We start from the raw sequence: 23497 nt of genomic DNA on the forward strand, positions 1-23497 counted from the left end.
GATAGTCGAGATCACGGCAGAACCCTTCGCCTTCCCGGCGAAACCCGAGGCCCTGGCGTTGATCGTCATCGACATGCAGCGCGATTTCGCCGAACCCGGCGGTTTCGGAGCGAGCCTCGGCAATGACGTCGGCCGGATCACCAAGATCGTGCCGGATGTCAAACGCCTGATCCAGGGATTTCGCGATGCCGGCCTGCCCGTCATCCACACGATGGAATGCCACAGGCCGGACCTTTCCGACCTGCCGCCCGCCAAGCGCGATCGCGGCAACCCGACACTCCGGATCGGCGATGTCGGCCCCATGGGCCGCGTGCTGATTTCCGGAGAACCGGGCACGGCGATCATTTCCGAACTCGCGCCGATCGACGGCGAGGTGGTGATCGAAAAGCCCGGCAAGGGCGCCTTCTACGCCACTGAACTCGGCGACGTGCTGAAGACGAAGGGTATCAGCCAGCTCGTCTTCGCCGGTGTGACGACCGAGGTCTGTGTCCAGACGACCATGCGCGAGGCGAACGACCGGGGTTACGAATGCCTGCTCGCCGAAGAAGCGACGGAGAGCTATTTTCCCGAGTTCAAGGCGGCCGCCATCGCCATGATCCGCGCCCAGGGCGCCATCGTCGGCTGGACCGCGCATGTGGACGACATTCTGGAGGGGCTCGCGCCAAAGGGGATAACCAATGCCTGAATCAACTCGCGAACTTCTGACGCTAGGCGGCTGGAAAGACCTGGAATTCGAGCCTTTCCGCGACGAGGTTACGATCCACTGGATTCGCCCCTTCGAGGGCGACCAGCCCGGCGTGGCGCTCCTGAAATACGAGGCCGGCGCGGGCGTTCCCCGTCATCGCCACGAGGGCCTTGAAACCATCCTGGTGCTCGACGGCGTGCAATCCGACGAGGCTGGCGATTACGGCCGCGGCAGCTACATCGTCAATGCACCCGGGACCGAACACTCCGTCTGGAGCGATACCGGCTGCGTCGTGCTGATCCAGTGGGACCGGCCGGTGAAAATACTGGAAGAGGAAATGGCATGATCGCGACACCAGCCTTCGATATCGCTTCGCTTCACGCATTCTATCAAGGCGGCGGCAGTGTCGTGCGGATCGTCGAAGCGGTTTTCGCACGCATTGCCGAGGTAAACGATCCCGGCATATTCATCCATCTGGCGGAGAAACAGGCGGTGCTGGCGGAGGCGGCAAAACTCGGCGCATTCGATCCGGCAAAACCGCTGTTCGGCATCCCCTTTGCCGTCAAGGACAATATCGACGTCGCCGGTTTGCCGACCACGGCGGCCTGCCCGGACTATGCCTATGTGCCCGAGAGGGACGCGACCGTGGTTGGCCTGCTCAAGGCAGCCGGCGCGCTCGTCATCGGCAAGACCAATCTCGACCAGTTCGCGACCGGGCTCGTCGGCGTCCGCTCGCCCTATCCGATCCCGAGAAACGCCATCGACCCGAAACTCGTGCCCGGCGGTTCCTCCTCCGGCTCGGCGGTCGCCACGGCCCAGGGCATCGTCAGCTTCGCGCTCGGCACCGATACCGCAGGCTCAGGGCGCATTCCGGCCGGCCTCAACAACATCGTCGGGTTGAAGCCGAGCGTCGGTGCGCTGTCGACCACCGGGGTCATCCCCGCCTGCCGCACGCTCGACTGCGTCTCGATCTTCGCACTCACTGCCGATGACGCTTGGAAAGTCTTCTCCACCGCTGCGAAATACGACGAGACGGACGCCTATTCGAAGGTCGTTCCGGCGACCGGTTTCGGCACGGCGCCGGCGGTGCTGACGATCGGCGTGCCGGCCAAGGCCGACCTGCGATTCTTCGGCGACACGGTGATGGAAGCCGCCTATGGCGATGCCGTGTCGATGCTCGCGAGATTGGGGCACCGGATCGTCGAAGTGCCCTTCGGCGATTTCTACAAGGTCGCCAACCTTCTCTACGAAGGTGCCTGGGTGGCCGAGCGTTATGCGGCAGTGAAGGCGTTTTTCGATGCGAAGGAGGATAGTTTTCACCCGGTGACGCGCAAGATCTACGGCAGCGCCAAATTGCTCTCCGCAGCCGATGCCTTCAACGGCCTTTATGCGCTGCAGACGCTCAAGAAGACGCTCGCGCCGCTGATTGCCTCGGTAGACCTCTTCTGCGTGCCGACCGCGCCGACCCACTATACCCGCGCCGACCTGGCGGCGGAGCCGATCCGGGAGAACTCGCGCCTCGGCACCTATACGAACTTCGTCAACCTGCTCGACATGTGCGGCATCGCCGTGCCGACCGGCACCCGCGCCGACGGCTTGCCGGCAAGCGTGACGCTGCTCGCCCCGTTCGGCCGCGACGGCCTCACGGCATCGCTTGCCCGGGATCTGCACGCGGCAAGCGGCCTCACCCTCGGCGCCACCGGCTGGCCGCTTCCGGCATCATCCGAACCGCCCGTTGCCTCCGCCGGCGACGACCTGATCGACGTGATCGTGGTCGGCGCACACCTTTCCGGCATGCCGCTCAACCATCAGCTCACCGATCTGAACGGTACCTTCTCCCGCGCGGCCCGCACGTCGGCCGCCTACAAGCTCTATGCGCTTGCCGGCACCGTACCGCCGAAACCCGGCATGGTCCGCGTGGCGGAAGGCGAAGGCGGCGAGATCGAGGTTGAGATCTGGAAACTGACACCGGCGGCCTTCGGCCTGTTCGTAGCGGCAATCCCGCCGCCACTTGGCATCGGCACCGTCACGCTCTCGGACGGCACATCGGCGAAGGGCTTCCTCGCCGAGCCGTTCGCGCTTCAGGGCGCGCTCGACATCACCGCCTATGGCGGCTGGCGCGCCTATCTCAAGGAGTTCGCGTCGCTGCCACGGCTCGGCCAAACGGCCTGACCTCGCCCCGCATCGTCGAACAGCCCATTTCTCCGGACGACCTCGGGCGGCTGACCGAGCTTGCCCACGGATATCTGCAAAAAGATGCGGATGGCGGGAACGCCTTCTGCTGCCGTCCGTTCGACCACAGCGCCAATCGGGCGCTGGAGGAGAAATCATGGGTATCGAACAGGCTCCGACCGAAAAGGGCCGGGAATCCGCCCGCGGTCTGAAACAGAGCACCCGCAAGGAAGAGAAGAAGGTCGAGGCCCAGAAGGGTTCTGATCTCGCCAAGGGCGCCGACCGTTTCGAGGAAAGGTCGAAAAGTTCGGACGGCAAGAGCGCAGGCGCCAAGCAGAAATAGGGCTTGATCGCCCCTGCCGCCTACATTGACCATGTCTCGCTGATCTGGCGAATGCATCGCAGCAGATTGACTGTCGGCGGCGTCATCAGGCCCTTCTTGCGGCGGTAGACACGGAACGTACGCTGCCAGTCGAGTTCGGGCACGTTGACGCGCGCCATATCGCCCCGTTCGACCTCCTCGCGCACCAGGGGCAGCGGCATCCAGCAGAACAGCGCTTCCGAGAGAACAGCGGCTTTCAGAACCGGCACCGAGCGGGAGATGATCGATGGCGCGTTCGGCTCCAGCGCATTGTCATGGAACCGCCGCTGCCACTCCCTGACGGTCGGCGTTCCGGGTGGAGGCATGGCCCAGTCGAACCCCGCCGCTTCGGCAAGCGTTACATGCTCTCGGCTGATGATCGGGTGATCGGACCTCGCAAAGACCGACACCATGTCATGCATGATATCAGGCGTCGCCATGATGATGTCGTCGTCGAGATAGGGTTCGGGAGAGATTGCGATGTCGATCGTGCCGCCCTTCAGCCCTTCCAGCACCCGGTCCTCGAGATCCTCGATGACTTGGTACTGCACTTCCGGGTGCTGTTTGCGCATTTCGCCGATCACGGCGATGATGAAGCCACCGACGACGCTCGCCACTCCGCCGATCCTGACCACGCCGCGGCTGGCGCCCCGCATCTGCTGGATGACGTCCGTCGCATTGCCGATCTCGGAAACCACCAGCTTGGCATAGGGAAGCAGCGCATCGCCGAACACGGTCGGCACCACGCCGCGCGTGGTTCGTTCGAAGAGAGGAACACCGTAGCTGTCCTCAAGCCGCTTCAGCATGCGGGTGATGGCCGGCTGCGTCATGTTCAAGGCCGTCGCCGCCGCGCCAAGGCTGCCGCGCCGCGCGCATTCCAGAACGATCTGAGCAGAGCGCACATCCAAAGTCATGCCTTGGTGTAATGGATTATTGGAAATTCTTCAATTCCAAGAGGAGGTGCTATCTGCAACACTCCCCGGACAGGATATGCGCTCGGGGTGGGAGCCCTGAAGGCCGGGAGGAGGCCTCTAACAATGAACAGAATGTCGCTGGATTTCCTGTCCGGCAGCACGAAGCTGCGTGGACAAACCGTAAGCGAGGCGGTTTTCGACTTTCTGAGGCAGAAGGGCATAGACCGAATTTTCGGCAATCCGGGCTCGACCGAACTGCCGATGTTCGTCAACGTGCCGGAAGACTTTTCCTACGTGCTCGGCCTGCAGGAATCGATCGTCGTCGCCATGGCCGACGCCTATGCCCAGACGACCCGCAAGCCGGCCTTCGTCAACCTGCATTCGGCCGCCGGTCTCGGCCATGCGCTTGGCAATATCTATACGGCCTACCGTAACCGCGCGCCTCTGATCATCACCACCGGCCAGCAGAGCCGCGAGCTGCTGCCGCATGATCCGTTCCTGTTTGCCGAAAGCCCGACCGACTTTCCGAAGCCTTACATAAAGTGGGCCTGCGAACCGGCCCGCGCCGAAGACGTGCCGGCAGCGATTGCCCGCGCCTACCACATGGCGATGCAGGCGCCCCGCGGCCCGGTCATGGTGTCGGTCCCCTTGGGCGACTGGCAGGCTGAGGCGGCCCCGATCGCCATCCGCGACGTGGAAACGGTGATCAGCGCGCCGGCCTCGGCAATCGACGATCTCGCCCGCCGGCTGAACGACGCCCGCGAGCCGGTGCTCGTCGTCGGCCCCGGCGTCGATCTCGACAATGCCTGGGACGCCACGGTGCGGCTGGCGGAAATCCTGCAGGCGAAGGTCTGGGTGAGCCCGCTTTCGTCGCGCTGCAGCTTTCCGGAGCGCCATCCGCTGTTTGCCGGCTTCCTGCCCGCCTTCCAGCCGAAGCTCGCCAGCTGCCTTGCCGGTGCCGACCTCGTTCTGGTTCTCGGCGCGCCGGCCTTCACCTATCATTTCGCCGGCTCCGGCCCGGATATTCCGGAGGGCGCGGAGCTCTGGCTGATCACCGACGATCCGGCCCAGGCGGCGAGCGCCATCGTCGGCAACGCGATGGTCTCCAACCTGCGTTCTGCGACCGAAAGCCTCGTCTACCGCCTGCACTGCCGCACGCAACGCGCCGACGGCCCGGCCCGCACCATTCCGCGCCTGAAACAGCCGAAGGGTATCACCCAGGAGTTTTTCTATCAGACGCTCGCCGACGTGCGTTCGCCCGAGAGCATCGTCTTCGAGGAAGCCCCGGGCGGGCGTGATGCGCTGCACGACTTCTTCCCGATCGAACGGCCCGGCGGCTTTTTCGCCACCGCCAGCGGCGGCCTCGGTTATGCCCTGCCCGGCTCGGTCGGCGCCGCCCTGACCAGGCCGGAACAGCCGGTCATCGCCGTCATCGGCGACGGGTCCAGCCTCTATTCCATCCAGTCGATCTGGTCCGCCGTCGAATACGATGCCGATCTGATGATCGTCATCCTCAACAACGGCGGCTACAAGGTGCTGAAGGCGATTGCCGAACGGGCCGGCTCCGGCCGCATCGACGGCGTCGATATCGGTCACCTGGATTTCGTCAAGATCGCAGAGGCGCAGGGCTGCAAGGCCGTCCGCTGCGAAAAGGGCGAGGAACTATCGTCTTGCCTGCGGGACCTTCTGAAGATGAAGGGGCCGCGGCTTTTGGAAATCATCCTATCGGAGGAGGAGACTGAAATGAATGTCGCTGTCAGAAACGAACAGATACTGAGGACCCCGGAAAAGTTCTTCATCGGCGGTCAGTGGGTCGCCCCGCTCGGCACCAACAAGCTCGACGTCATCTCGCCGGTGACCGAAGAAGTGCTGATGAGCTATCCCGAAGCCAGCAACGCCGATATCGACAAGGCCGTGGCGGCTGCCCGCGATGCCTTCGACAACGGCCCGTGGCCGCGCATGACCTTCAAGGAACGCGCCGGTTACCTGCGCAAGGTCGCCGATCTCCTGACCGCCCGCCTCGACGAGATCGCCAATGCCTGGACCACCCAGGTCGGTGCGCCGATCTTCCTCACCAAGAAGCTCGTCGGCCAGAACCCCGGCCTCTACAACTACTATGCAGGCCTGATCGAGAACGACGAGTTCGTCGATCAGCGCAAGCGCGCCGACGGCGGCGAAGTGCGTGTCGTGCGTGAGCCGGTCGGCGTCTGCGCCGCGATCACGCCGTGGAACGCGCCGATGGTGCTCCTCAACTACAAGATCTCGGCAGCGCTTGCCGCCGGCTGCACGGTTGTCGCCAAACCGTCGCCGGAGACCCCGCTGGACGCCTACCTCCTGGCCGAATGCATCGAACAGGCCGGCATTCCGAAGGGCGTCTTCAACCTCGTTCCTGCCGGCCGTGAAGGCGGTGACTACCTCGTCCGCCACACGGGCATCGACAAGGTGTCGTTCACCGGCTCGACCATCGCCGGCAAGACGATCGCCGCCGCCTGCGCCGACCGCCTCGCCCGCGTCAGCCTCGAACTCGGCGGCAAATCCGCAGCCGTTCTTCTCGACGACGCCGACTTCGCCAAGGCCCTGCCGTCCCTGATGGTTTATTCCATGCCGATCACCGGTCAGGTCTGCTTCTCGCTGACCCGCATCCTTGTGCCGGAATCCCGCAAGCAGGAATTCATCGACCTCTATGTCGGCGCGGTGAAGAACATCAAGGTCGGCGATCCGGCGGATCCGACCACCCAGATGGGCCCGCTCACCATGGCGCGACAGCTTGCGCGCGTCGAAGGCTATATCGCCGCCGGCCGCGAAGGCGGAGCGACGGTTGCCTGCGGCGGCGGCCGTCCGGCCGGTCTCGACAAGGGCTACTTCATCGAGCCGACAGTCTTCACCGACGTGACGATGGACATGAAGATCGCCCAGGAGGAAATTTTCGGACCGGTCGTGTCTATCATCACCTACAAGGACGATGACGAGGCGGCGAAGATCGCCAACGACACCACGTATGGCCTGTCCGGCGCGGTGTTCACGTCCGATCCGGAGCGCGGTTATGCGTTTGCCCGCCGCATGCGCACCGGCAGCGTGACCGTCAACGGCATGATCGTCGACATCCATCATCCGTTCGGCGGCTTCAAGCAGTCCGGCATCGGCCGCGAAGGCGGCCCGGAAGGGCTCGAGAACTATTTCGAGGTCAAGACGATCCATATGGCCTGAAGGCCGGCTGGGTTTCATCGAGAACAAAGGCCGCCGGGTTGATGATCCGGCGGCCTTTCCATTTGCGGTCAGGGCTGGCTCCCCACTCGTCGTCATCCTCGGGCTCGACCCGAGGATCCACGCCCCTGGCACTGCGGATGCTGGATCCTCGGGTCGAGCCCGAGGATGACGGCAAAGTGGCCTACCTTCTGATATCTCAGAAGGTCCGGAGCCGACTTGGCCGGTGGATCAGAGCACTTCGAAAACACCTATCCTGACCGCATTTGCCAGGCGCTCGCCGGTGCCGATGAACATGGTGTGGTTCAGCCATGCGTAGCGCGGATCGCCCGTCTGCAGGCGCGGCGTGGTGCGCATGTAATAGAGCGCCGGATCGACGGTGTCGCCGGCCGCCAGCCTCGCCAGCACCTCCGGCGGTCCATGCCGGAAACCGAAATTGCGGATGTCGATCATCGCCCCGTCATGGGTCTCGATCACGTAGCGCGTATCGAGCTCCGCATAACCGGCGTCATAGACGCTCTGCCAATCGGCGCCGAGATTGAGGACGCGCCCGGAAAGGCGTTCCCCCTCGACCACGCCACCGATGATCGGGATAATCCGCCAGCGGCCGCCCGGGCCGCCTCCCTTCTCGATCGGCGCGCCGAGTTCGGCGCGGATTTCGCAAAGCTGCCTGAGGCTCGGTGCCATCATCTGCGTTACCTCATCGTTTGCGGTAGCCAGAGCGAGATCACCGGGAACGCCACCAGCAGGAAAAGCCGGACGATATCGCTCAGGATGAACGGCATGACGCCGCCATAGATCGTGGTGATCTTCACGTCCTTCGCAATCGAATTGATCACGAAGACATTGATGCCGACGGGCGGCATGATCATGCCGAGCTGGCAGGCGACGACGATGATGATGCCGAACCAGACGGGGTCGAAGCCGAGATGGCTGATGACCGGGAACACGATCGGCACGAGCAGGATGATCATCGCCATCTCGTCCATCAAGGCCCCCGCGATCAGGAAAATGACCAGGATCAGCGCCAATGTTCCGTATGGCCCCAGGTCCATCCCGACCAGCAGCGCCGTCAGCTTCTGCGGCGACTGGGTGATCGCCAGGAAATAGCCGAACAGTATGGCGCCGATCAGCACGCTGAACAGCGAAACCGACGTCCGGAGCGACTCCACGAGGCTCGCCATGATGGAGCGGTAGTTTAGCCGGCCACGCAGCACACCGATGACCATGGTCATCAAGGCGCCGACCGCCGCCGCTTCCGTTGCGGTTGCGATACCGAGATAGATGACCCCGATGACGGAAATGAAAAGAAGCATGACCGCCCAGACATCACGAAGCGATGCGAGAGCTTCCCTCAGCTCGAACGGCTTTCCGGGCGGCAGGCGCTTGCCATGGGCGATCAGCACGGTCGCCATGTACATCAAGGTCGCCATGATGCCCGGGATGATGCCGGCCATCAGCAGTTGCGCGACATCCGTTTCCGTCAGGAAGGCGTAGACGACCATGATCACCGAAGGCGGGATCAGAATGCCGAGAGTGCCGCCCGCGGCGATAACGCCGGTCGAGGTGGCATCGGCATATTTCGCCTTGCGCATTTCGGGCAGCGCGATGCGGGTCATGGTCGCGGCGGTCGCAATCGAACTGCCGCAGATCGCCGCGAACCCTGCGCAAGCGCCGATCGTGGACAGGGCCAGCCCTCCCCGGAACTGTCCGAGCCAGGCATTGCCCGTCCTGAACAATTCCCGCGACATGCCGGAATTGGTGGCAAAGGCTCCCATCAGGATGAAGAACGGCACCAGCGTCAGGTTGAAATCGGTAATCACCCGGATCGGCGATGTCGTCAAAAGGTTGAGCGCCGGCGACATGCCGCGCATGGCTGCAAAGCCGAATATGCCGACCAGCCCCATCGAAACGCCGAGCGGTACGCGCAGGCCCATGAGCACGAACATGGCGACAAAGCCGCCGATAGCCACAAGATCAGCGGTATTCATACGCCAACGCCCTCGAGCGGATCGATGTCTTCAGGTTCGCGCCGAACGAAGGGCGAGATCGCGGTGGTGACGACGGCCGAAGCGCAGCCCAGCCAGATCAATCCCATCAAGGGCCAGACGGGGATGCGCAGATCGAACGTCGCCTCATTGCTCCGATAGGCGCTGGCGAGGCGGAAGAACATCATGTAGGCAAGCATGGCCGTGAAGGCGAGGAGCAGCGCCCAGGCGATGAAATTGAGGACGCGGCGCCCCCGCGGCCCCATCGGCTCGTAGAGCAGATCGACTGCGATATGCCCGCCGCGATAGCCGAGCGACGCCAGGCCCCACATGATGCAGGCGCCGATCAGATAGCGCGAAACATCGAAGGAATCGGGTATCGGCCACGCGAAGACATAGCGGCCGACGGTGGAAGCGACGATCAGGATGGTACACAGCCCCAGCAGGATGCCTGCCACAAGATCGACCATGTCGCAGAAGCGTTCCAGATAGCGGTTCATGGACAGCACTCGATGGACGGATTGAAAACGGCGGGCGCCGCGACAGCACCCGCCTGCGAACGGTCCCGCGTGAGCTACTTCACGTCTGCGCCGTATTTCTTGAGCGTCTCCTGCAGGCTCGCCCAGGCCGCTTTCGCGTCAATGCCGGCCTTGGTGGCCGCGGCCTCCCATTCACCCTGCAGCGAACCGGTCGCCTTTTTCCAGAGAACCACCTCGTCCGGGGTCGGCTTGTAGAGGGTGTGGCCGCCGGCATCGATCATCTTCTGGCGCCCGGCCGCTTCCGCGTCCGCCCATTTGCTGGCCATCTTCTCGGCCCATTCGGGCGTGCAGTGATCGTCGATCACCTTGCGGTCGGCGGCGGAAAGCCCGTCGATCTTCGCCTTGTTCATCACGAAGGCGAAGGTCGTGGCGTAGAACGGCAGGTCGAGATGATGTTTGGTGACGTCCTGCAGGCCGAACGTATAGATCGAGTTCCACGGCGAGGCGGTCATGTCGGCGCCTCCCTTGGAGATCAGTTCGCGCATTTCGCCCGCCGGCACCTGCACCGATGCGGCGCCGAGCGAGCTCACCATGCGGGCCATGGTCGCGTGCGCCGGGCGGATGTTCTTGCCCTTCAGGTCGGCAGGAACCTGGATCGGTCCCTTGACGCCATGCAGCGTGCCGGGGTCATGCACATGCACCATGCACACGTAGACGTCCTTCATTTCCTTCTGGGCGTACTGCCCATACCATTCGTCGAGCGCCCGCGATCCGCCCTTGGCATTGGCGATCAGGAAGGGAATTTCGCCCGCCGCGATGATCGGGAAGCGCCCCGGCTGATAACCCGGATTGATGAAGCCGATATCGACGATGCCGTCGCGCGCCATGTCGTAGTGGTCAGGCGCGGCACCGAGCTGAGAGGCCGGGTAAATGGTGATATTGATGCGCCCGCCGGACGCTTCCTTGATCGATTTCGCCCAGGGCTCCATCCCGCCCGGCTGCAGCGCATGGGTGGCGGGGACCCAATGCGACAACGTCAGTTCCACATCGGCGGCGTGAGCGGGTGCAGTCAGCGCCGCGAGGCAGGCCGAAGCGAGCAATGCCTTCAGTTTCATGTGTTCTCCTCCCTTTGAGATCAGAGACCGGCGGGGCTCCCTCCCCGTTGCGGCCAGCAAATATCGCGGTCAATCCACCCGGAGAATTAAATCCCGGGCGGATCGACAAAGTCGTTGGAAACTCTTCGAGGAAGCGCAACCGCCGGACGCGGAAAAACGGCCGGCATAAGGTGCGCCAGGGGATCAGGGAAGACGCGGTCGCACGCCGTCGCGGAACCCGAAACCGAACCTGCCATGTCTACGGCAGAAGCAACTGTTCCGACCAGTTGTGTATACATCGATTTCCTCCCATGCCCGGTCTCCCAAGGCGACGCCGTCCTCTCGACATCGCCTACCCGAACATCCGAATTTCAACACATCCAGGCCGAAACGACAAGCTTCCATTTCGTTTTAGGATACAAAAAGTCAGGGGGCCTGAGATTTTTACGATAGGCTCTTCAACCGCGGTTTAAACCGTCTAGAATGTCGCGGTACTCATCCCATGCATACAAGGAGGGATGAATGCGGCAACGAAGCGGGGGCTGGGAGGCCCTGATCTGGGGAGGGATGTCGGGCCGGACGAATCCGCCGGCCAATCGGTTGGGATACGATATCGGCATCCAAAACCGTTCCGCGGAAACGCCGGAACGCACCATGATTTCCGGCCCTGGTTGCTTTGGATCCGAATGCCGGATCGAGCCTCGGCCACGGTTATTCAATTCATCATTGCGGCATCAGGGAGGAAGAAAAATGGATGATCTCGTCACGCCGGTCGGCAAGGCGATTGCGAAACTGAAGGACATTCTCGGCGAAAGGCTCGTGACCTCCGCTTCCGTGCGGGAACATCACAGCCACGACACCTCGCGGCTTGCCCCTCACCTGCCCGACGCTGTGGCCTTTCCGCGCGACGAGGCGGAAGTCCAGGCGATCGTCTCGGCTTGTGCTGCGCATGGCGTTCCGGTCGTGCCCTTCGGCGCGGGGTCCTCGATGGAAGGCCATACGATCCCGGTCCGCGGCGGCGTCTCGCTCGATACGCGCGAAATGAACAGGATTGTCGAGATCCGGCCGGAAGACCTGCTGGCCGTCGTGCAGCCCGGCGTCACCCGCAAGCAGTTGAATGTCGAACTACGCGAAACCGGCCTGATGTTCTCAGTCGATCCAGGAGCGGATGCCTCGATAGGCGGCATGGCATCGACGCGCGGCAGCGGCACGACTGCAGTCCGTTACGGCACGATGCGCGAAAACGTGCTGGCTCTCCGCGTGGTGACACCGGACGGCGAGGCCATCCGGACCGGTTCGCGAGCCCGAAAATCCTCTTCCGGTTACGACCTGACGCATCTCTTCGTCGGTTCGGAAGGCACGCTCGGCGTCATCACCGAACTGACGGTGCGCCTGCACCCCATTCCGGAAGCGGTGTCGGTCGCCTTCTGCCCGTTCCCGACCGTCGCCAATGCCGTGGAGGCGGTGATCGAGGCTGTGCAATACGGCATCCCGGTCGCCCGCGTCGAATTCCTGGACGAGGTGGCGATCGCCGGCGTCAACAACTATTCGAAGCTCGACATGCCCGTCGCCCCGACGCTGTTCTTCGAGTTTCATGGGACGGAAGCCTGGGTGAAGGAACAGGCCGAGCTCGCCGAGGAGATCACCCGCGGCCACAACGCGATCTCATTCCGCTGGACCGCGGATGCCGACGAGCGCGCCAAACTCTGGCAGGCCCGCCACGACCTCTACTGGGCGACCAAGGCGATCATTCCCGGCTACGAACTCTATACCGGCGACATCTGCGTGCCGATCTCACGGCTCGCGGAAAGCATCGTCGCGGCCCGCGCCGATATCGAGGCCTCGTCGCTGAAGGGCCAGATCATCGGCCATGTCGGCGACGGCAATTTCCACACCGCCTACCTGATCGATCCGAACAATCCGGAGCACCTGAGGCAAGCCGACGAGATGGCCGACCGGGTCGTCGAAAGGGCGCTGAAAGTGGGCGGCACGGCGAGCGGCGAACACGGCATCGGCATCGCGAAGCTGAAATTCATGCGCAAGGAACACGGCAAGGCGGTGGATGTGATGAAGAAGATCAAGAAGGCGCTCGATCCCAAGGGGATCATGAACCCGGGCAAGATGGGGGATGCGGGGTGAGACGAAGCCTGACCGATCGATCCGGTGAACCGATTGTAGCGAGGAACGTCCCGAGCCAAAGCGAAGGGCTAGTAGAAGCAGCAAAGAACACCGCACCCTGAACTTGGGCATTGGTGGTCGCTTTGCGCCAAAAGCGGACTTTTCCACGCCGCAAAGCTACCTATTGCACGCCGTTGCCTGAGGCTAGAAACAATTCCTTTTTAATCGGGATTATCGCGATAATGGCTTGGCTGCCAATCAATCACATTGTAGACGCTTATTGAACCGCCACCCACTCCCTCATGGGAGCGGAAAGGGCTTAATCCAAAGTCAGAGGGACACTACGCAAGTAAGTCCTCAAGGTTAGCCTTCAGGCTTGCTGCGCGCTCGGGATAAGTGACAAGGGACTCAACCGTAGCCTCAGAGAACGCGTTGCCCGGAACCTTGTTCTTCAATTGTTTGAAGACAAATTTTCCTTTGGCTCCTTTTAGAGTCCGTTCTTGAAACGCAGCCCAAACGTCATCGTTCGTAGGGCTGCCGCCAGCCTTGTGCAATTCGTCGTTGTGAGCAGCACGCTGACTGGCGAATTGTTCCTTTATAGGTACTTGGTTCTGATTTGAAATTTCTGTCAGCCAGTTTTCGCACGTCTGTATCGGCTGACCAGTTAACGCCGCTAAGAACTCGGGATCGCAAAATTCAGCCTCAAGGTCAGATTGGTCAGTGAACCACAGTCGAATGCCGTCACTTTCGTAGGAATTTTTCAGCTTTAAGATCTCGTCATCGGTGAGCGAATCTCGATCTCGGTGCACAAGGATCTTGAACTTGTTGCCGAGGGACGACCGGAGTTCTTGCGCTTCGTCCTTTGTTAAAAGGTGTTTATAGCCTCTGCCGGGGAGCACTGTCACCGCAGACTCAAGGTCCGGCCACTGGCGGAGTAGCTTTTTCAACAAATCGTTTTTCGCGTCCTCACTGACTATGATTACCTTCTTCCCAAAGGCCCCCCAGCCTAAAGCTAGCTCCACTACAGTCCGATCGTCGGTCTTCTTCTGACCATCTGCCAACCAAACAACTTTAGTACCCGCCGGTGCACCACGAACGATGAACGGGGAATGTGTGGTCATGATGATCTTGATACCTTGCGCACCCGCAATTTGTAGCAGGCTCTGTGCCAACTTCTCTTGAACGCTCGGATGCAGATGAATGTCCGGCTCGTCAATCAGCAAAATCTTTGGCTTAAACAACAAGATATAGCAAAAGATCTGTATAAGCTGGAGATATCCCGTGCCAAGTAGCTCAAGTGGCGTTGACCGCCCATCAATCTCGGCCTCAGCATGAATATCAAAGTCAGTAGCCTCATTGAACCTGACCTTCAGCTTAACTAGGCCCAAGAGCGGATCAAGCCATGCCTCGATCTGAGCTAAGTCGTCTGGCGAAAGAAGATCTAGAGCGTTCCTGAGATAAACGTTGGAGTCACCGAATGAGCAAGCTTTCAGCACAACCCGCTTCGAGTTTTTTTGCTCAACATTCGGAATCCCTGATATGCCAGGAATGAAACCGCTGAAAAACGTCTCAGAGCCGCGATGACCTGCCATGGAACTTTCATCCAGCGGCGACTAGAGCCCCGGCGGTTTTGAATACGCCAAGTGGCGCGGTGTGAGCAACCGGCGGAAACGCGTAGCCTTCATCTTGCGTAGCGTTGGAGCCGGTTGCGGCGATGGTCCCGGCAAAATCTGCCGGGGTTTGGTATCCGAGCGAGGAGTGCGGCCGGAAATGGTTGTAGTCGTCCGCCCATTCAGCAATGGCGCTGCGGGCATGATCGAGGCCGAAGAACAGGCTTTCGTTGAGCAGCTCGTCGCGCATGCGCCCGTTGAAACTCTCGACATAGCCATTCTGCATCGGCTTTCCTGGCGCGATGTAGTGCCATTCGACCTTGTGATCCTTCGACCAGGCGAGGATGGCATTCGACGTGAGTTCGGTGCCGTTGTCGGAGACAATCATTCCTGGCTTGCCGCGTCGTTCGATCAGCGTCGTCAGTTCTCGGGCGACCCGCCGACCAGAGATAGACGTGTCCGGGATCGCTGCCAGGCATTCGCGCGTCACATCATCGACAATGTTGAGCACGCGAAAGCGTCTGCCGCAGGCAAACTGGTCATGCACGAAGTCCAGCGACCAGCGGGCATTGGCCTTCGCCTCGACCAGGATCGGCGCACGCGTGCCGACGGCACGCCGCCTGGCTTTCCGCTTGCGGACGGAAAGACCTTCCTCGCGATAGAGCCGGTAGATGCGATTGACGCCAGACCGCTCTCCGTCCCGCCGGAGCAGGATGAACAACCTTCTATAACCGAAGCGCCGTCGTTCATTGGCCAAGTCGCGCAGCTTTGCTCGCAGCGCCACCTCCGGCGGTCGGCACGACCGGTAGCGGATCATCTTGCGGTCAGCGGATATGATCTGGCAGGCCCGCCGTTCCGAAAGACCCATCACGGCCTTCAGATGCGTGACGGCGTCACGCTTGGCGGCAGGCCCTACCATTAATGGGATGGTCCGCCTCGTCCTCCTGCCGCATCATGAGGCTTTCAAACTGAAGGAGGTTGCAATGCCACAGCGCAATGTGCCGCGCCCAGCGGCTGTCTACGGAATTGATATCGGCAAGAACATATTCCACGTCGTCGGTCTCAGAAGCGATGGCGTGCCCGTCCAGAAGGTTCGGTTCCGACGCGACACACTGCTGCAGTTCTTCGAACGAGCGGCGCCGGCGATCGTGGGGATGGAATCGTGCGCGGGATCTCAGTGGATCGCCAGGAAGATACAGGCTCTCGGGCATAGGGTACGCTTGATCCCCGCACAGTTTGTGAAGCCCTACGTCAAATCGAACAAGTCCGATATCATCGATGCGGAGGCGATCGCTGAGGCGGCGACCCGACCAACGATGCGGTTTGCAGCACTCAAAAGCGAAGAACAAGCCGATCTTCAGGCTTTGCACCGGGTGCGGGATCAGATGATCGGCACAAGGACACGCCTGATCAATCAAATGCGAGCATTCTGCCTCGAATACGGGATCGCCCTGCGGCAAGGCGCGGGCCTGTTCAAGCTCGACCTGCCGCAAGTTATCGAGGACCGGTCAAACGACCTTTCGTCGGCGATGCGTAAGCTGCTTGCAGATTTGTTCACCGATCTAGGCCAGTTGGAACGACGCATCGGCGACGTCACACGCGAGATCGAAGCTGTAGCCAGTCGAGAGGATGCCGCAAGACGGCTCATGACGATCCCTGGGATCGGAGCGTTGGGGGCAACTGCGCTCCTGGCTGCCATTGGAAACGGCCGGCAATTCCAGAAAGCTCGCGATCTGGCAGCGTGGCTTGGCCTTGTGCCACGGGAATACTCGACCGGAGGAAAGCAGAAGCTTCTCGGCATCAGCAAGCGGGGGAACCGCTATGTGCGCAAGCTCCTCGTACATGGAGCACGATCCTGCTTTCGGCACCTCGACCGAACACGAGATCGATTGGGGAACTGGCTGGATGGCCTTCAGGCTCGGATGCACCCCAACAAAGCTGTCGTCGCACTTGCCGCTAAAATGGCCCGGATCGTCTGGGTCGTCCTGACCAGGCCTGGAGCGCTCTACGAACGCAGAGACCCTGCCTTCACCTGAGGATCCAAGCTCGATTGCAAGGCTCGGGAATAGTGATGACGAAACAGTGGATCAACATGCCGTAAGCCCTGTGCAAAAAAGCGGGCTTCGTGCCTGGACCATTTATTGGGAACGGCGTGTGCGGATCTCATCATGGCCTGGCTGCAACCGCAGTCCACTCGCGAGAGGCCGGATACATTTATGCAACTGGAATCGTCATTTGCGATGTCGCGAACTCTTGCACGGACGAGGCGGACCATACATTTTTTGCAAGAAGCTCGCGCAGTGCGGCTGCATCCAGCATCTGTTCGGCCAGCAGCTTCTTCAGCCTCGCGTTCTCGTCCTCAAGCGCCTTCAGCCGCTTCGCCTCGGAGACCTCCATGCCGCCGTATTTGGCTTTCCAATTATAAAACGTCGCTTCTGAAATTCCGTGCTTGCGGCAGAGATCGGCCGCTTTCGCTCCTGCCTCCTGCTCCTTCAACACCGCAATAATCTGCTCTTCCGTAAATCGCTGCTTCTTCATTCGTCCGTCCTTTTATGGGCCGGACTCTAATCCATTCTGGAGGAAATTACCCGTGGCAGGTCAAGGTAAGTATCATCCGTCCGCCCCGAATCTCGATACTCTTATTGATTGCATAGGCCGCTGTTCAGGTAAACTGTAGGATAGGAGACAGTTTGTGAGAGGATCATGTCTGCCCAAGAAAACGGACACTTCTCGCATTGGACCGGCTTATTGTAGAAGCAGAGGACATGCACGCGGGCGAATGGTTGCGGCAGTTTCGATGTTCCGGCTCTGCATGTGATGAGGGTCGGCTGATATTGCCGGATCGGGCCCCATGAATCGGGCAGAAAGCTACCCGGTCGTGGCATGCCCGCCGTAAAACCCCTTCGCAAAGGTCCAAGTTTCGCGACAGACATTTGCGAGGACCAACGGCCGCTTAGGGCCGAAAGCGGACCACTACCTAAGCCCAGGCTCCAGCTTTTACGCAACGAAAAGCAGCGCCCTCTCGGACGCCGCTTTTGTCTTCGGCCCTGGGAGGCAATGCGAGACAATCAGGCCTTTTTGGTGCGCCAGCTCTCCGCATAGTTTTCACGGGCTTCGGCGGCATAGGGCGTTGCCGAGACACGAACCCGGATCTCGGCCTGCTTGTGGCCCTTCTCGATCGACGTCTTCTCAGTACCGCCGTTCGGTTCGCCCCAGATCAGCGTCAGGACGTCGCCTTCCTGGACGTCGGCATCGACGATGCCGAGCGACAGCATGCAGCGTTCGTTGTAGCTATAGCCGTTGAACATCGACATGCCGACGACCTTGTCGCCATGCATGATCCTGTCGGCGCTGGAAGACGCATAGTTCGGCTGCGGCAGGTCGATCCACTTATAGGCCTCGCCGCCCGGCACGAAGTTCGAGGCGATGACCTTCATGACGTCTTCCGCATTCCACTCGAAGGTAACCTTCTTGCGCTGCGGCTTGTCCTTCATGGCCTCAAGAGCGGCGCGGCCGACGAAGTCGTGGTCGAACTTGATGTAGATGCCGTAACCGAGTTCGTACGGATTGACGTAATAGTCCTCGATATTGTCGGAGACGAGGCTGCCGCCGATCGAGCCGGTCGCCTCATAGCTGTCTTCCGTCAGCCAGTCGCGATAGCCCTGCAGTTCCGCGCCGGTATAGATGCCCGGCAGCGGCGACGGGATCCAGCCGGATTCCAGCGTGTTGGTGGAATAGGCGCGCGCGCCGACAAGGTAGAGGTCGACGCCGGCATCCTTGGCGGCCTTGACGATGATCTCGCGGACTTCGTCCTTCTCCGCATAGGGACCCCAGACTTCGAGACCCGGAGCGCCGGCCATGCCGTGGCGCAGGGCCTGGACCTTCTTGGAGCCGATATTGATCCAGTCGACATGGAAGAACTTGATGTCGGGGATCGGGCCGCCATTCATCTTTTCAAAGATCTTCGGAGCGTCCGGACCCTGGATCTGGAAACGGTAGTGAACGCGGTTGACTTCCTTGCCGTCCGGGCGCGAAGGCGAACGCGGGTCGTGGGTGAGCTTGACGTCGTGCTTGCCGAGCGAGGCGTTGTAGCGCAGCCAGTTGGCGGTCGGCGCCCGGCCGACGAGCACGAATTTGTCATCTCTTTCGCGGAAGATGATCATGTCGCCGATCACATGTCCGGCCGGCGTCACCGGAACGTAATGCTTGGCGCGATCGACGCCGAAATTCGCAAAGCTGTTGATCGCCAGGCTTTCCAGGAACTTCGCCGCATCCGGGCCTTCGACGATCAGTTCGTCCATGTGGTGCGACTGGTCGAACAGGACCGCCGAGTGGCGCCATGCCATCTGCTCGGTGCGCCAGTTGGAAAATTCCGGCGCGACGACCGGATAGATATACATGCCGATGCGCGAATTGCGCAGCATCTCGACAGTATTGCCCTTCTCTTTCAGGATCTGGGTCAGATTCTTAGCCATTTACTTAACCTTCCCTCGGGTTCTCTCCTGCATGTCGCTCCACCGGTCAAAACCGGTTCGGGATACGATATGCATCGTCTCAAGATGTCTCATGCAAACGAGGGTCAGCGGTCTCCTCCCGCCATCTCCTCTCAAACAGCCCGGTTCTCGAACCTCGCCTCGACGGCTTGGCGGAAATCGAGGCCTCCTCCCGGTCGGAACGATTCATAGAGCAATCGAATTTGGGATACAATACCCGATTTTGGCCCAGGGGCGAAAAGCGCCGCGACAACCCATTAGAATTGCGCAGCCTCTATAATATATCGGTCATAATTGATGCAGTGCGGAAAAACCAACCGGATCCAGATTGTCGCCCTTCAAGGAGAAATTGGGATATTTGGGATCCCAAACGAACATCACGGCATCCGCAACACGTAGGCCTAATCCTCGTTTTCGTCCTGCATCAGGCCGTTGATATGCTCGGCCGGGCTGTCGAGATCGACGATCGGCAGGATACGTGAACCATCGATCGCAAAAAGCCCCTTGCTGATCCCGAGGCTGATCTTCACGCCTTCGCCGTGTTCGCGGAACAGGCTCTCGGCACGCGCGCCGTCGCGGGCGATCAGCGCCGAGACCATGTGGTGGTGCTGCCAGTGCGCGTAATGCAGGTGCTGCGCCCGCTCCTTGCGGGTAATATTGTCGAAGCGGATCGAATCCGGGGCGCCGAAGGGCACCCGGTCGAACAGGCTGGTGAGCTGGTGCAGCAGGTTTCCGCCGGCCGCCTCGATGATCAGCGTGTGGAAACGCAGGTTCATCGCCGCGTAGCGCTCCTCGTTGACGGGATCGTCGATACCGCCGTTCTCGAAGATATCGTCTCCCTCGCGCAGGCAATCCTTGAGTTCGGAGAGCAGCGTCGGCGACGGGCCTTCGCTGGCAATCTTCTTGGCCGCATATCCTTCGATCATCGACCGCAGCTCGATTGCTTCGATGACGTCGGCCACCTTGTAAGCCCGGACGCGATAACCGCGGGCACCGACCCGCTGCAGCACGCCCTCTTCGACGAGCACGGCCAGCGCATGCCGGATCGGCGTGCGCGACACGCCGAGCGCCTCGGCCAAACCGGATTCGGACAGTTTCTTGCGCGGGTCGATCGTGCCGTTGCTCGCCCAGGTCCTGAGCTTGTCGATCACGTGCTGCTGGCGGGTTTCCTGCTTCTCAGGCCCGGCAGTGTTCTGAGTTCGGGTGCCTGTGGTCATGCTTGGGCCTCACCTGCGCCATATCGAAATGCGGATCGCGCCGGACGGGAAACGGCCGGCGGGAACATCGCTTCAATATTGAATATCTGCGACAAAACGCAAGTTTTCCATATCGCCGGCCCAAACCCGAGCCGGATGGGCCCGGGGCAACGGCAACGATCAGTTCCGTACGGCCCAGGCGGCCTCCACGGGTGCGGCGACCGTGACCGGGCGGCCGATATCCACATCGGAGAGCGACGATGCCTCGACATGCAGCGTCTGGGCCGCGGTCTTGACCATGATCGAGCGGTGCGAACCGCGGAAGATCGCCTGCGACACCTCGCCCGACCAGGAAAGATCGCCGTTCACCTCGCCCGCATTGCGGACATTCAGGTTTTCGGGGCGAACCATGACGGTGACATCGGCGCCCTTCGGCATTTCGGTTGCCGCATGACAGTCGCCGGCCCAGCCCTGGCCTTCGACCGACAGCTTGTAATATTGACCGCCATTCGGGCGGCAGTCCTTGACCGTCGCATTGAGCAGGTTTGGCGTACCGAAGAAGGCGGCGACCTGGCGGTTTTCCGGCCGGCGGTAGATCTCTTCCGGCGCGCCGACCTGCAGGATCCTGCCGCCATGCATGACGACGACCCGGTCGGACAGCGCCATCGCCTCCGCCTGGTCGTGGGTGACGTAGAGCGCGGTGATCTTCAGGCGCTGCTGCAGCGCGCGAAAATCGTCGCCCATCTGGGTGCGCAGCCGCGCGTCGAGGTTGGAGAGCGGCTCGTCGAGCAGAAGCACTTCCGGTTCGAACACCAGCGCGCGGGCGATCGCGACGCGCTGCTGCTGGCCGCCGGAAAGCGCAGGCGACGGCCGCTCGGCATATTGCTCCATCTCGACCAGACGCAGCGCGTTCATGACGCGGTCCCGGATTTCCGTGTCGGGACGGCGGCGGATGCGCAGCGGATAGGCGACATTGTCGAACACCGTCATATGCGGCCAGATCGCGTAGGACTGGAAGACCATGCCGAGGCGACGGCGTTCGGAGGGCACGAAATAGCCCTTTTCCGAATCCGACACGACATTGTCGCCGATCGAGATGCGGCCGCCTGTGTTCTTTTCGAGGCCCGCCACCATGCGCAGCGTCGTCGTCTTGCCGCAGCCCGACGGGCCGAGCAGCGTGACGAATTCGCCGCTCTTGATCTTCAGGTTCACGTTGTCCACGGCGGTTATCGCGCCATACATGCGGCTCACGTTTTCGAGCGTCACCGAAGCCATATTTCTCTTCCTTGTCGAACACGGATCTTTGAAGATCCGCTTATTGAAACCGGGACATTGCCGGCGGCGCCGAGCCGCCCGCATGAATCGAGGACCTAGAGCTTGCTGATGCGTGACTTGATGAAGCTCAGCTGCACCCAGCGGAACACGATGACCAGAAGCATCATCATCAGGCCGATGACGCTCACCTGTTCGGCATTGCCGTTGGCCCAGAGCTTCATCAGCACCACCGCCAGCGTCTCCGAGCCGACCGAATAGAGCAGGATCGACGCCGACAGTTCGCGCATGATGCCGAAGAAGGTCAGCACCCAGCCGACGGCGAAGGCCGGCCAGGCGAGCGCCACCATGATCCGCCACATGGTCTGGAACCAGCTTGCGCCGTGAACGCGCGAGCATTCCTCCAGGTCGTAGGAAAGCTGGTGATAGGCGCCGGTCATCACCCGCACGGAAACCGGCGTGCCGAGCGCGATATAGGCGAGCAGCAGCGCCCAGATGGTCCCGTAGATCGGGATCGGCCCCGGCAGCATGGCAAACGCCCAGAGGAAACCGACGCCGAGCACCATGCCCGGCATCATCCAGGGAAGCCAGGCCATGCCGTCGATCAGGTTGCGGCCGCGCCAGCGGGTGCGCACCGAAATGTAGGCGACGATCGCGCCGAGCGCCATGGTGGCGGTGGCGCCGAGTAGGCCGAGCAGCATCGTATTGCGCACCGCCCGCCAGAACTCGCTGTTGGCGAAGACGGACCTGTAATGCTCAAGCGTCAGCATGTCGTAGGTGTAGAAGCCGAAGAAACGGAAGAACGAACCGAGCATCAGCTGCCCGATCGGCAGCACCACCGTGATGAAGAAGAACAACGCGCAAAAGGCGAAGGTCACCCAGCGCCAGGGGCCAAGCTCCATGACGCTCGGGCGAAAACCCTTGCCCGTAACGGTCTGGAAACTCTTGCCGCGCAGCATCCACCACTGCCAGACGACGAGCAGGAACATCAGCCCCATGATCGCGAAGGAAAGCGAGGTCGCATACTGGTAGTCGGGCGTGGCGCGGTGGTTGATCGACTCGTAGATGTCGGTGGTGATCACCTTGATGCCCGCCGGCAGGCCGAAGAACAGCGCCGATTCGAAGGTCTCAATGCCCTTGATGAAGCTCAGCATGAAGGAACTGGTCAAAACCGGCAGCATCAGCAGCAGCGTGATCTTGCGAAACGTCGTCCAGCGCGAGGCGCCGCACATGCGACTAGACTCTTCGAGCGACGGGTCCATCGCCCGGAAGGCGTCGACCATGAACAGGAAGAGGAACGGGATCGAATACTGGCACATGTGCCAGATGACGCCGCCATAGGAATAGATGTTGACGAGCGGATCGGTTGCGCCGGTCGCCCAGCGCCAGACCATGTTGATGACGCCCACCTGCGGATTGGCGAGCATGCCCCAGGCCATGGCGGTCAGGATCGGCGGAATGAAGAAGGGCAGCGTGATCAGCACTTCCAGCGTGCCGCGGAACGGCGTGTCGGTGCGCGCCACGATCCAGGCGAGAAACACCGCGATCGTCAGCGACGGTATGGTTTTCGCAAGCGATATGCCGATGGTGTTGGCCAGAACGATGAGGTTCTGGGTGGTCATGATCGAGCGATAGCCATTCAGGTTGAACTCGCCGGCCATGCCGGGCGGCGTCGAATGCAGGCTGCCATAGAGCAGCATGGCGAGCGGATAGATCGTCAGGAAGCCGAGGATCAGGACCAGCACCAGCATGCCGATCAGCCGCCATAGCGAACCGCCGGAAAAGGCGCGCGTAAAGGCGTTGCCGCCCAGTGTCGGCGCAGTTTCGGCGATATCGTCTAGGGGGCGATTATGGATAATCGTCATGGATTCCTCGCGGCTCCATTTGATGGAAAAAGCGGCGCTGCCACGG

The 23497-nt window shown here is 61.5% G+C and carries 17 protein-coding genes and 2 pseudogenes; 7 read left to right on the forward strand and 12 right to left on the reverse strand.

Annotation, left to right across the window (positions count from 1 at the left end; all coding sequences use genetic code 11):
• The first annotated feature begins 1 nt into the window (after position 1).
• The 4 genes from ACSQ8R_RS10225 to ACSQ8R_RS10240 all read left to right on the forward strand — a co-directional run bounded on the left by ACSQ8R_RS10225 (position 2) and on the right by ACSQ8R_RS10240 (position 3200).
• A complete protein-coding gene (locus ACSQ8R_RS10225; RefSeq protein WP_436255436.1) occupies positions 2-685 on the forward strand; it encodes a cysteine hydrolase family protein in 684 nt (227 codons plus the stop codon).
• Complete coding sequence (locus tag ACSQ8R_RS10230) at positions 678-1031, forward strand: cupin domain-containing protein (RefSeq protein WP_436253240.1); 354 nt, start codon at positions 678-680, stop codon at positions 1029-1031. The genes ACSQ8R_RS10225 and ACSQ8R_RS10230 overlap by 8 nt, the downstream gene beginning before the upstream one ends.
• Positions 1028-2857, forward strand: coding sequence for an allophanate hydrolase (gene atzF / locus ACSQ8R_RS10235; protein WP_436253241.1), 1830 nt, complete (start codon positions 1028-1030; stop codon positions 2855-2857). Before ACSQ8R_RS10230 ends, atzF begins: the two co-directional genes overlap by 4 nt.
• 157 nt (positions 2858-3014) lie before the next feature.
• On the forward strand, positions 3015-3200 hold the full coding sequence (locus tag ACSQ8R_RS10240; protein WP_436253242.1) for a hypothetical protein: 186 nt from the start codon (positions 3015-3017) through the stop codon (positions 3198-3200).
• A gap of 20 nt (positions 3201-3220) precedes the next feature.
• On the opposite strand, the gene ACSQ8R_RS10245 is transcribed toward ACSQ8R_RS10240, so the two are convergent.
• Positions 3221-4120 (reverse strand): LysR family transcriptional regulator, encoded by a 900-nt coding sequence (locus ACSQ8R_RS10245; protein ID WP_436253243.1) that lies wholly within the window; start codon positions 4118-4120, stop codon positions 3221-3223.
• Positions 4121-4255: 135 nt separating this feature from the next.
• Between ACSQ8R_RS10245 and mdlC the strand changes: the two genes are divergently transcribed.
• A complete protein-coding gene (gene mdlC, locus ACSQ8R_RS10250) occupies positions 4256-7339 on the forward strand; it encodes a benzoylformate decarboxylase (protein ID WP_436253244.1) in 3084 nt (1027 codons plus the stop codon).
• 228 nt (positions 7340-7567) lie between these two features.
• Here the strand turns inward: mdlC and ACSQ8R_RS10255 are convergent, their stop codons facing one another.
• The 4 genes from ACSQ8R_RS10255 to ACSQ8R_RS10270 all read right to left on the reverse strand — a co-directional run bounded on the left by ACSQ8R_RS10255 (position 7568) and on the right by ACSQ8R_RS10270 (position 10918).
• Complete coding sequence (locus ACSQ8R_RS10255) at positions 7568-8026, reverse strand: DUF3237 domain-containing protein (protein WP_436253245.1); 459 nt, start codon at positions 8024-8026, stop codon at positions 7568-7570.
• Positions 8027-8031: 5 nt separating this feature from the next.
• The gene (locus ACSQ8R_RS10260) at positions 8032-9327 is read right to left on the reverse strand and encodes a TRAP transporter large permease (RefSeq protein WP_436253246.1); all 1296 of its coding nucleotides are present in this window, start codon (positions 9325-9327) and stop codon (positions 8032-8034) included.
• Positions 9324-9824 (reverse strand): TRAP transporter small permease, encoded by a 501-nt coding sequence (locus tag ACSQ8R_RS10265; RefSeq protein WP_436253247.1) that lies wholly within the window; start codon positions 9822-9824, stop codon positions 9324-9326. Before ACSQ8R_RS10265 ends, ACSQ8R_RS10260 begins: the two co-directional genes overlap by 4 nt.
• A 74-nt stretch (positions 9825-9898) precedes the next feature.
• A complete protein-coding gene (locus ACSQ8R_RS10270) occupies positions 9899-10918 on the reverse strand; it encodes a TRAP transporter substrate-binding protein (protein WP_436253248.1) in 1020 nt (339 codons plus the stop codon).
• A gap of 729 nt (positions 10919-11647) precedes the next feature.
• Here ACSQ8R_RS10270 and ACSQ8R_RS10275 point away from each other — a divergent pair.
• Positions 11648-13036: an FAD-binding oxidoreductase gene (locus ACSQ8R_RS10275; protein ID WP_436253249.1), complete on the forward strand. Its 1389-nt coding sequence runs from the start codon at positions 11648-11650 to the stop codon at positions 13034-13036.
• Positions 13037-13356: 320 nt separating this feature from the next.
• On the opposite strand, the gene ACSQ8R_RS10280 is transcribed toward ACSQ8R_RS10275, so the two are convergent.
• Together ACSQ8R_RS10280 and ACSQ8R_RS10285 are read right to left on the reverse strand one after the other, a co-directional pair.
• Complete coding sequence (locus ACSQ8R_RS10280) at positions 13357-14607, reverse strand: ATP-dependent nuclease (RefSeq protein WP_436253250.1); 1251 nt, start codon at positions 14605-14607, stop codon at positions 13357-13359.
• A 7-nt stretch (positions 14608-14614) separates the two neighbouring features.
• Positions 14615-15544 (reverse strand): annotated as a pseudogene (locus tag ACSQ8R_RS10285) (IS3 family transposase); the annotation flags it as partial.
• 64 nt (positions 15545-15608) lie between these two features.
• On the opposite strand from ACSQ8R_RS10285, the gene ACSQ8R_RS10290 reads away from it, so the two are divergent.
• Complete coding sequence (locus tag ACSQ8R_RS10290; RefSeq protein ID WP_436251768.1) at positions 15609-16661, forward strand: IS110 family transposase; 1053 nt, start codon at positions 15609-15611, stop codon at positions 16659-16661.
• Between the two features lie 238 nt (positions 16662-16899).
• Here ACSQ8R_RS10290 and ACSQ8R_RS10295 read toward each other — a convergent pair.
• The 5 genes and pseudogenes from ACSQ8R_RS10295 to ACSQ8R_RS10315 all read right to left on the reverse strand — a co-directional run.
• Positions 16900-17163, reverse strand: a pseudogene (locus ACSQ8R_RS10295) (transposase); the annotation flags it as partial.
• A 530-nt stretch (positions 17164-17693) separates the two neighbouring features.
• Positions 17694-19100, reverse strand: a complete 1407-nt coding sequence (ligM, locus tag ACSQ8R_RS10300; protein WP_436253251.1) for a vanillate/3-O-methylgallate O-demethylase — start codon at positions 19098-19100, stop codon at positions 17694-17696.
• Between the two features lie 419 nt (positions 19101-19519).
• Positions 19520-20335, reverse strand: coding sequence for a GntR family transcriptional regulator (locus tag ACSQ8R_RS10305; protein ID WP_436253252.1), 816 nt, complete (start codon positions 20333-20335; stop codon positions 19520-19522).
• Between the two features lie 159 nt (positions 20336-20494).
• The gene (locus ACSQ8R_RS10310; RefSeq protein WP_436253253.1) at positions 20495-21589 is read right to left on the reverse strand and encodes an ABC transporter ATP-binding protein; all 1095 of its coding nucleotides are present in this window, start codon (positions 21587-21589) and stop codon (positions 20495-20497) included.
• A gap of 95 nt (positions 21590-21684) precedes the next feature.
• Entirely contained in the window at positions 21685-23451 is a 1767-nt protein-coding gene (locus ACSQ8R_RS10315; protein ID WP_436253254.1) for an ABC transporter permease, read from the reverse strand.
• Positions 23452-23497 lie beyond the last annotated feature (46 nt).

Origin of the sequence: Neorhizobium sp. LjRoot104 (genome assembly GCF_964253725.1) — a bacterium.
Taxonomy (GTDB): domain Bacteria; phylum Pseudomonadota; class Alphaproteobacteria; order Rhizobiales; family Rhizobiaceae; genus Neorhizobium.

Excerpts from the sequence above, each read along its gene's own strand:
- mdlC (WP_436253244.1), top strand. The coding sequence starts at position 4,256 with ATGAACAGAATGTCGCTGGATTTCCTGTCCGGCAGCACGAAGCTGCGT.
- ACSQ8R_RS10280 (WP_436253250.1), bottom strand. The coding sequence starts at position 14,607 with ATGGCAGGTCATCGCGGCTCTGAGACGTTTTTCAGCGGTTTCATTCCT.
- ACSQ8R_RS10310 (WP_436253253.1), bottom strand. The coding sequence starts at position 21,589 with ATGGCTTCGGTGACGCTCGAAAACGTGAGCCGCATGTATGGCGCGATA.
- ACSQ8R_RS10315 (WP_436253254.1), bottom strand. The coding sequence starts at position 23,451 with ATGACGATTATCCATAATCGCCCCCTAGACGATATCGCCGAAACTGCG.
- ACSQ8R_RS10230 (WP_436253240.1), top strand. The coding sequence starts at position 678 with ATGCCTGAATCAACTCGCGAACTTCTGACGCTAGGCGGCTGGAAAGAC.
- ACSQ8R_RS10275 (WP_436253249.1), top strand. The coding sequence starts at position 11,648 with ATGGATGATCTCGTCACGCCGGTCGGCAAGGCGATTGCGAAACTGAAG.
- ACSQ8R_RS10270 (WP_436253248.1), bottom strand. The coding sequence starts at position 10,918 with ATGAAACTGAAGGCATTGCTCGCTTCGGCCTGCCTCGCGGCGCTGACT.
- ACSQ8R_RS10290 (WP_436251768.1), top strand. The coding sequence starts at position 15,609 with ATGCCACAGCGCAATGTGCCGCGCCCAGCGGCTGTCTACGGAATTGAT.
- ACSQ8R_RS10265 (WP_436253247.1), bottom strand. The coding sequence starts at position 9,824 with ATGAACCGCTATCTGGAACGCTTCTGCGACATGGTCGATCTTGTGGCA.
- ACSQ8R_RS10305 (WP_436253252.1), bottom strand. The coding sequence starts at position 20,335 with ATGACCACAGGCACCCGAACTCAGAACACTGCCGGGCCTGAGAAGCAG.
- ligM (WP_436253251.1), bottom strand. The coding sequence starts at position 19,100 with ATGGCTAAGAATCTGACCCAGATCCTGAAAGAGAAGGGCAATACTGTC.
- ACSQ8R_RS10260 (WP_436253246.1), bottom strand. The coding sequence starts at position 9,327 with ATGAATACCGCTGATCTTGTGGCTATCGGCGGCTTTGTCGCCATGTTC.
- ACSQ8R_RS10255 (WP_436253245.1), bottom strand. The coding sequence starts at position 8,026 with ATGATGGCACCGAGCCTCAGGCAGCTTTGCGAAATCCGCGCCGAACTC.
- atzF (WP_436253241.1), top strand. The coding sequence starts at position 1,028 with ATGATCGCGACACCAGCCTTCGATATCGCTTCGCTTCACGCATTCTAT.
- ACSQ8R_RS10240 (WP_436253242.1), top strand. The coding sequence starts at position 3,015 with ATGGGTATCGAACAGGCTCCGACCGAAAAGGGCCGGGAATCCGCCCGC.